The sequence below is a fragment of the Photobacterium pectinilyticum genome, assembly GCF_024357955.1.
Taxonomy (GTDB): domain Bacteria; phylum Pseudomonadota; class Gammaproteobacteria; order Enterobacterales; family Vibrionaceae; genus Photobacterium; species Photobacterium pectinilyticum.
In genome coordinates this window covers 1-7933 of sequence record NZ_JANEYT010000133.1, presented here as the reverse complement: position 1 = coordinate 7933, position 7933 = coordinate 1, and the positions used below count along the sequence as shown (strand labels likewise).

Here is a 7933-nt window from a genome sequence, read left to right as displayed (position 1 = left end):
GCCGGTGAGTTTGGTTCCAAAGTGTACTGTCGAGACGGTCATAAATTCCAGCAGGGTATATTCCGCGTGGACGTGCAAAAGCCATTTGGCTCTGGCGATTCATTTGCAGGCGGCCTGATTTGGACACTGGTTAACGGTGGTGAGCTGGAAGACGGCGTCAAGCATGGTACGGCAGCGGCGGCAATCAATGTCAGTGGCAACAGCTGTACTGAAGCGATGCCAACTAAAGAACAATTATTCGATTTTATTGAGACCAGAGAAAAAAGCCTTTAATCGTCATCTTCGGGTGACGTGATTAAAGGCAATTAGGTCCGCCGAGCCAGTATTTTACTGGACACGTCTAGAAAGGGTACAAACCATCGAGGCTCGGCTTTTTTATTACAACAATTTTGACTGATAAACACTGTGCTGGAAAACGACAGTTGAAAAGGCAGGCAGTGAGGAGAGAGTACAATGGGCAAGCATATCCCACCATTTGATAATAAGAACCAACCAATCGTTGATGTAAACGATGAAGTCACACCGTTGTGTTATTTTAACCAAGTTTGTCTTTCGCAAGGCGATCAGCACCAGCATGTTGTTGAGGGTTATGAGTCTGTCATCGTCCTTGCTGGCGGCACCTGTTCAATTACCGTTACCAATGGTGAAAAGACCGAAGTTTACGACAATATCGGTAAGCGAAAATCAGTGTGGGATGGCAACCCAGAAGCTGTCTATGTCCCGCTGGGTTACAGCGCAACCATTGACTGTGTCAGCGACACGGCTGATGTGATGATTGCCGGTGGTAAGTTTGAACAATCGCTAGAACCTTTCTGTGTGCGTGAAGAGAATGTCGATATTGTTCAGTACGGCTCTGATGACACTAAAACTCACCGCAAGATCAAACACGTATTGGGCCAGTCTAATTCAGATAATCGCGGTCGCCTTCTTGTCAGTGAACTGTTTACTGTAGGTGCAGGGGGCTGGTCAGGTTTCCCTCCTCATAAACATGATGAAGATCGCGTTAAGCCTGATGGCAGCAAAGAAACACTTTACGAAGAAGTGTACCAATTCCGCTTTAACCCAGATTTCGGCTTCGGTGCGCAATTCCTGTATGAGCATGAAGATGACTTTGGTCCGGTTTACCATGTCCGCACTGGCTCTGTGATTGCTATCGATAAAGGTTATCACCCAAGCGTTGCGGCACCGGGTTATGAAATGTATTACTTCACGATCATCGTGGGTAAGACTGAGAAGTCGCTGATCCAGCACTTTGACCCACACCACGAGTACCAAGTTGAAACGATCCCTGGCATCAAGGACATGATCGCCAAGTTTAAATAAGGAGGGGCAATATGCTCGTCAATTTGAAAGACCTATTGCCTCAAGCTGCAGCGTCAGACTATTCAGTACCTTGTTTTAACGTATTTGGTTACGAAGATGCCCTTGCAGTTGTGGAAGCGGCTGAAGCTGTTAACAAGCCAGTCATTCTGGCTTGTAACAAAGACGTGGCTGACTTCTATGGGGTAGAGACTGCCGCCGCGATGCTATTGCCGATGGCACATAATAGTTCAGTGCCGGTTTGCTTGCACCTTGATCATACCTATGAAGAAGAGGTTGTTTACCGTGCCTTGAAGGCGGGATTCAGCTCCGTGATGTTCGATGGTTCTCAGCTGCCGCTTGATGAGAATATCGCCCGTACCCGTGCTGTTGCTGATGTTGCACACGCGTTAGGTGCATCGGTCGAAGGTGAAATTGGGTCGGTGCCTTATGATGAAGGCCGGGATCACATCAAATCTATCTACACCGAACCTGAAGATGCTGCGCGCTTTGCAAAAGAGAGTGGTGCTGATTGTGTCGCCATTTCGGTTGGAAACGTACACCGATTGACCGAGCCGACATGTACAATTGATTTTGGTCGTTTAGATCGTATTGCGAATATGGTAGATATTCCGTTGGTCATTCATGGCACCAGCGGTATCCGTGATGAAGATATGGAAGTGCTGAAGCGTACAAGAGTATCAAAGTTCAATATTGGTACGTGTTTACGTCAAGCTCTAGGCCATAATCTGCGCGATTTCATGAATGAAGAACCACAAAAATTTGATCGTATCTACTTTATGCAAAAGGCAATGCCCTTTGTGAAGCAAGAAGCGATTCGCAACTTCGAATTATTATCATAAACTATAGCCTCAGGTGCTTAGCACTTGAGGTATTCTTATTTTGTAGTATTGCTTTCGAGCGGGAGAGCGGCCATTTATGGATGTAGAAGAACAAGTACCAGCTGACTTAGATACGCTGCGTGAGCTTATTGTTAAGCGTTACGATAGCCTAAGTGGGCGACTACAACAGGTTGCTGATTTTGTGATGGCCCAGCCAATGTTGGTAGCGGTCGAAACTATGGCAACTATAGCTGAACAGGCCAATGTTCCTTTATCGACGCTGAGCCGGTTTTCAAATGCGATGGGCTATTCTGGATTTAGCTCAATGCAGGCACTATTCCGTGATCAGTATTTGAATCGTCCGAGGGATTATCTTGAGCGTGTAAAAAAAGCACGTGAAACTGAAGAAGTGAGCCAAGACTCACCGATGGCGATTTTCCAGGACTTTGGACAAGCCAATATTGAAGCGATGGAGCAGCTGCAAATGTCTGTTTCCCCGCAAAAGCTAGAAAGAGCTGTGAGCCTGCTTGATGGGGCCGAGACCATCTATATTCAGGGCATGCGACGAGCATATCCGGTGGCATTTTATCTTTGGTATGCACTGATGAAATCAGACAACAATGTTGTATTGTTGGATGATCACGGTGGTATGTTGGCACCAATGACTCGTCGTATGAATGATAAAGATGTGCTGGTCACTGTGACTTTCAGCCCTTATGCACCTGAAACCAGTAGTTTGATTGATACAGCGTTTGAGAAAGGGGTGCCTATTGTTGCGATTACGGATAATCAGATGACCTCTCAAGGCAGCAAAATGGAAGTGTGCTTTGAAGTACAGGAAGGCGAAATCATGGGGTTCCGATCGCTCAGTAGTTCTTTGTATCTGGCACAAACGCTGGCAGTCAGTTTGATGTGCCAAGAAGTGAAATAGTATTTTTTCGAGACATTTATTAGATAGTACGAGTAACCAAGTTATATCAAATAATTTGGTTACTATACCCAAGTGACTTCCGCCTTATCTTCTTTAGAAGTCACTTGGCTATAGAACTTCTGTTTTATATATATTTCTTATTTCAGGTAGGTGCCATGACCATGGCGTCTAGGGATTTTGTTGCACGGCATTTGGTGTCGATAAGGATTTAAAATGCGTTTTGCTCTTCATGGAATGTGTTCACTTCATAGTAATATTCTTTCTGATATTCGTTTGGCAAAAGAAACGGGTTATCAGGGGGTGGAAATTCATACCGAAAAACTATGGCGTTATATTAATGCTGGTTTTACCAGTGAGGAATTTAAAGCCCGCCTTGATGCGGCTAAGATTACTCCTTCAGCGATTGATATTATCGGAGGGGTAGAGGCAACAACGAAAGAAGAGCAACAGCGTGTATTCAAAGAAGCTGAAGTATTATGTCGTTTTGCTAAAGACATTGGTGCACCCACTATTCAGCTAAATGCTTTTGAAAGCCTAAATGGCTTTAGTACTGAAGAAAACATTCAATTAACGGCGAAAAACATCCGAACTATTGCCGATATTGGTCGAGAGCATGGTATTCGCTTTCAGTATGAAGGGGCAGCATGGACACCGATCGCGACATTAGATGATTACTATCGATTGCTCGATGCTGTTGGGCGTGATAATTTTGGTTTCGTCTTAGATACATGGCACCTATGGGCATGTCGTGGTGCAACGTTAGAGCAAATCTCTCAAGTTGATAAATCTCTAATTTATAATGTTCATCTATCTGATGGTAAACGTCCTGCAGTAGGGCAGCCATGGGTTGATGAAAGAGAACTACGTGGTGTCTACATTGGTGAAGGCGACATCCCAATGCAAGAGTGGGTTGATGCCCTTCTACAGACAGGTTATGACGGTTTCTTCTCAGGCGAGTTCCTCAATGATCAAATGTGGGAGCACGATCATTACGAAGTGGCAGAAAAAATGCTTAATGGTATGAAAGCATTGGTTCGTTAATGGCTGCATGGATTTGCAGCTTATATTTGGAATAATTATTTGAAAATATATTGCTGTTATTTCCTACACGTTAGTTGTAGCGAGGGCGCTTCAGAATGAATCTTGAGCGCCGTGCTGATTTAATATTGGTCACAACCACAGTATTGGCGGCAGCTGGCTGGATTTTCTCTAAAGAGGCAATTCAGGGGCTACCGCCTTTTGGCTTTATTGGCTTGCGTTTTATCTTAGCCTCTTTGTGCCTATTGCTGTTCTGTTATTCTGACATTAAGAAAGTCGAAAAATCCGTCATAGTCAAAGCGCTTGGGGTAGGGTGTATTCTTGGTAGCGCCTTACTGCTATGGATACATGCTATTTCTGTCAGTGATACGTTGGGCGAAGGCGCATTTATTATGAGCCTGTCCATGTTGTTCGTACCGTTGATTGCTTGGCCGTTGTTCAAAGCTAAGCCACCAAGAACATTTTGGCTGGCATTGCCTATCGCTTTTGCTGGTTTGTTGATGCTGTCGTTAGGAGGCGGTAATGGTTGGCAGATGGCGTCTAGCCAGTTGTGGTTTATGGCTGCGGCGGTGATGCTGGCGGTTCACTTCAACTTTAACAGTCAGTATGCTCGTCAGATCCCAACGCTGTTGCTGACCTGTTTACAGTTATTCAGCACTGGCTGTATGGGCATCATTGCTTCTTTATTGTTTGAATCATGGCCTGAGTCAGTCAGCTTGACGACATGGGGCTGGTTCACAATGAGTATGCTGGTTGCGACAAGCTTGCGTTATGTGATGCAAACGATGGGGCAGAAACACAGTACCGCTGCGAATGCCGCGATTATTATGATCCTTGAACCTGTGTGGACGGTTATTCTCAGCGTTGTTTGGTATGCTGAAGAAATGCCGTTTAATAAACTCGCAGGGTGTTTGATGATTTTACTGGCCTTATTCACATACCGTGGTGGGCCGTATTTGGTCAATCGTGTGATAAGGCGGTTCTCGCACTAATCAAGTCTTACGGTGATCCAGTGCAAATACTTGATCAACGACTTATCCAGATTGGTATTACTTTCCTAAATATCTAATTTGTTCATTTATGCTGCTGTAAAAAAACCATCTGAAGAATTATCGCTTTGTTTTTAATAAAAATTGACTGCAACATAAAAAGATCACCCGGGACGTGATTGTGGTGCATCGTTATGCATACAAGCATAACTTTGATGAGTATCACGGATATGGATAAATGTATTGAGGTATGGTGATATTCACTCAGGGAATACGTGGGTCCTTTTGTCAAAAGTATTAAACGTAGCAAGGAGTCGCTATGCATTATTTACATTGCCCGGTATGTAAGCGTAAAAAAAATGTCTATCGGATCAAAAGAAATACCATAGAACGTATCACCAGACATAGTTATGCCAAATACCAGTGTGCGTGTTGCTCGTCGGTATTTTTATCTCACATGGTAAAGCAGGACACGATTCTCATCAAACGAGGTGAAGTGAGCTATGAAGCTACGGATTGATGTCAATGGCTGAATGCCTACAGGGTTAACGACCGCCATGAAGCGGTCATGGCTTCTGTCATTTTACCCGGTGAATATAAGGGAAATGTAAAACCACCTTCGATGTCGGAGGTGGCTTGTCCCATACCCATACGACCAGTCTGTAATGAAAGGTGATTTATAGCGTTGTATCAAACATTCAACTCCCTCAGTAGTTGGTTTCGGTATGCTACGGCTTCAGGGTTATTCCGAGATAATCCAAGCTCAATCCATTTTTCGATGATGCTGATTTCATCTCTTGTTAAAGACTGTTCATCAACCTGATAGCGTTTTAGTAACGACAAATAGTCATTAGTGGTGATTGGGATAATTTCAAACTCTACTTCACCGAATGCGCATCGTTCACCATCATCATAATTGAGTGATACTCTAAAGTAACACTCGCTAATTTCTCTAATATTTTCATCGTCAATGATATAGAAATCGTTGTATTTCTTTAAATGGTAGCCACGGTAGTCTCCGACCTGTGGTTTATCATGGGTACTAACGCCCAATTTAGGGACAATGTTATCTTCTAGTGAGGTGACTTTCACCCCGATATCAAAGTAACCATTAAAATCTGAAATTTTCACATAAACACAGTCAGTGTAGTAATTCTCACATTCTAAAAGATGAGGTTTACTGTCAGTAACACGAATAATGTCAGCACTTTTAGCTGTGAGGTGGTCATGTTTTTGTTGTTGTGCTTTTTTACCGTCCAATAAAATGTATTGGAAGGTGACAGTGCTCAGAATAATAACAGCGATAAACACCGATAATGCTGCTGGTCCCGAGTGTTCTATAAAAATGAAAAGCGTTCGGTAAAAGTCACTTTCCTTGGATAAAAAATAAGAGAAGTATTGGCCTGAGAACAACTGACTGAGTTCAACATAGGAGCCTTTTACAAGTCTTTGATGGTACCCGGCGATAAACTGATATCCAGCGATGCAATACAGGGAACTCAGAGCACAGCAAAGGATAAACTTGCTGGTTTTATGTAACTCGTTAAGGGCGCTTTTCATTCCAACTCCATTCGTGATCTTTGTTATGCTGTAGCTATGAACGGCGAATTCAGCTACTTATAAATCAGTAATTTAATCTAAAGCGACTGAACAAAAAAGATCAGATTCATGCTTACAGAGAGGAGATGGCTGGTTTTGTAGAGGAGGATGGGAAGTTGGGAAATGCGGTATGCATTCCCCATCTATTTTAAATAATAAAACTTACAGTATCAGTGCTGCTATCCAGGCAAACAGCACCATACCAAAGTTCGCATGGGTAAACGTAGGGATCACCGAGTCTTTAATGTGATCGTGTTGCCCGTCGGCATTCAAGCCTGATGTTACACCCAGTGAAATAGTCGAAGCGGGTGAGCCTGCATCACCCAAGGCTGCTGACGCGCCTAGTAGGGCAACGGTAGCGGCAGGTGAGAAGCCCAGTGACAAGGCCAAAGGCACGTAGATAGGGGCTAGAATGGGAACGCTGGCAAATGAGTCACCAAAGCCAATCGTAATAAATAAACCAACCAGGAGCATTAGCAGCGCTGCAATCGCTTTGTTATTGCCAATCAACTCACCGGTTGATTGCACTAGCGATGGAATTTCCCCTGTTGCTTCAAGCACTCCCGCAAAACCGGACGCAATGGTGATGATAACGGCGATCTGTACCATCATTCGCATCCCTTCGGTAAAGACATCATCCTGTTGCTGCCATTTGAACACACCTGATACTGTTAGCAGCATGAAGCCCACCATCGCTCCGATTAACAGTGAGTCGAACAGGATTTGGCACAACAGAGCGACGGCAATAGCACCGAGGACGAAAAGCAACTGTCCAACTTTGAGCGTTGGCTGCTCATTGTGAAAAACTAGCTTACTGGTTACTTCAGCGTCGTAGTCCCGTGGCTTGCGGTAGGTAATGAATACCGCAACCAGCATACCGGCGACAATGCCCATCACCGGTAAAAACATGGCTGATGGGATCTGCGAGGCTGTTACGGTGAGATCGTATGCTTCACCAGCCGAATTGACATTCGGTAGTAGGATTTCGAATAAGTAAATCGCGCCAAAGCCGGTTGGCAGCAACAGGTAACTGACACTGATGGAGCAGGCGATGATACAAGCTACCGCACGACGGTCGATTCGCAGCTTGTTGAAGATAGCGAGCAGTGGCGGGATCATCACTGGGATAAAGGCGATGTGAACCGGCACGATATTTTGGTAAGCGTTCACCAGTAGGTACTTGATTTAGGGGTTACAAGCTAAATACGTTTGGATAAGGCTGGCGAGCAGTAACA

8 protein-coding genes are annotated in these 7933 nt (G+C 44.5%); 6 read left to right on the top strand and 2 right to left on the bottom strand.

Going from position 1 to position 7933, the window contains the following annotated elements; genetic code table 11:
• The 6 genes from NHN17_RS25050 to NHN17_RS25025 form a co-directional block, all read left to right on the top strand.
• Positions 1-273: PfkB family carbohydrate kinase (locus NHN17_RS25050; protein ID WP_255045399.1), on the top strand; the 273-nt coding region annotated here is incomplete at its 5' end.
• 180 nt (positions 274-453) lie between these two features.
• The gene (locus NHN17_RS25045; protein WP_255045398.1) at positions 454-1323 is read left to right on the top strand and encodes a 5-deoxy-glucuronate isomerase; all 870 of its coding nucleotides are present in this window, start codon (positions 454-456) and stop codon (positions 1321-1323) included.
• An 11-nt stretch (positions 1324-1334) separates the two neighbouring features.
• Positions 1335-2162, top strand: coding sequence for a class II fructose-bisphosphate aldolase (locus NHN17_RS25040; RefSeq protein WP_255045396.1), 828 nt, complete (start codon positions 1335-1337; stop codon positions 2160-2162).
• Positions 2163-2238: 76 nt separating this feature from the next.
• Positions 2239-3072, top strand: coding sequence for a MurR/RpiR family transcriptional regulator (locus NHN17_RS25035; protein ID WP_255045395.1), 834 nt, complete (start codon positions 2239-2241; stop codon positions 3070-3072).
• A gap of 213 nt (positions 3073-3285) precedes the next feature.
• Positions 3286-4113 (top strand): sugar phosphate isomerase/epimerase family protein, encoded by an 828-nt coding sequence (locus NHN17_RS25030; protein WP_255045394.1) that lies wholly within the window; start codon positions 3286-3288, stop codon positions 4111-4113.
• Positions 4114-4208: 95 nt separating this feature from the next.
• Positions 4209-5102: a DMT family transporter gene (locus tag NHN17_RS25025; protein WP_255045393.1), complete on the top strand. Its 894-nt coding sequence runs from the start codon at positions 4209-4211 to the stop codon at positions 5100-5102.
• Between the two features lie 687 nt (positions 5103-5789).
• On the opposite strand, the gene NHN17_RS25020 is transcribed toward NHN17_RS25025, so the two are convergent.
• Positions 5790-6659, bottom strand: coding sequence for a hypothetical protein (locus NHN17_RS25020; protein ID WP_255045392.1), 870 nt, complete (start codon positions 6657-6659; stop codon positions 5790-5792).
• Between the two features lie 201 nt (positions 6660-6860).
• Entirely contained in the window at positions 6861-7868 is a 1008-nt protein-coding gene (locus NHN17_RS25015; RefSeq protein WP_255045391.1) for a Na+/H+ antiporter NhaC family protein, read from the bottom strand.
• Between the last annotated feature and the right edge of the window lie 65 nt (positions 7869-7933).